Origin of the sequence: Pseudomonas sp. D4002 (assembly GCF_013385665.1) — a bacterium.
Classification (GTDB): domain Bacteria; phylum Pseudomonadota; class Gammaproteobacteria; order Pseudomonadales; family Pseudomonadaceae; genus Aquipseudomonas.
In genome coordinates, this window is sequence record NZ_JACAPN010000077.1 from 1 (window position 1) to 429 (window position 429).

The 429-nt window shown below is 55.0% G+C and carries 1 pseudogene; it reads left to right on the top strand.

The features are described 5' to 3' along the window. Nucleotides 1-103: 103 nt before the first annotated feature. Nucleotides 104-429: pseudogene (locus HX824_RS32790) on the top strand (urocanate hydratase); the annotation flags it as partial.

Below are 429 nucleotides of genomic sequence, written 5' to 3' on the forward strand. Positions count from 1 at the left end.
TTGCATATGCTTGTATGTACAAGTAAAGATGTGTGCGTAAGAGTCCATGAACATCCTCTTCGCACCCATCAATGTTCGCGCATTGATCGTTGAGGATTTTTTTGTGACCAAGCCTACCCAATACCGTGACGTTGAAATCCGTGCCGCACGCGGCAACACGCTGACCGCCAAAAGCTGGCTGACTGAAGCGCCGCTGCGCATGTTGATGAACAACCTCGACCCGCAGGTTGCCGAAAATCCGAAAGAACTGGTGGTGTACGGCGGTATCGGCCGTGCGGCACGTAACTGGGAATGCTACGACAAGATCGTCGAAAGCCTGACCAACCTCAACGACGACGAAACCCTGCTGGTGCAATCCGGCAAACCCGTCGGCGTGTTCAAGACCCACAGCAACGCCCCGCGCGTGCTGATCGCCAACTCCAACCTGGT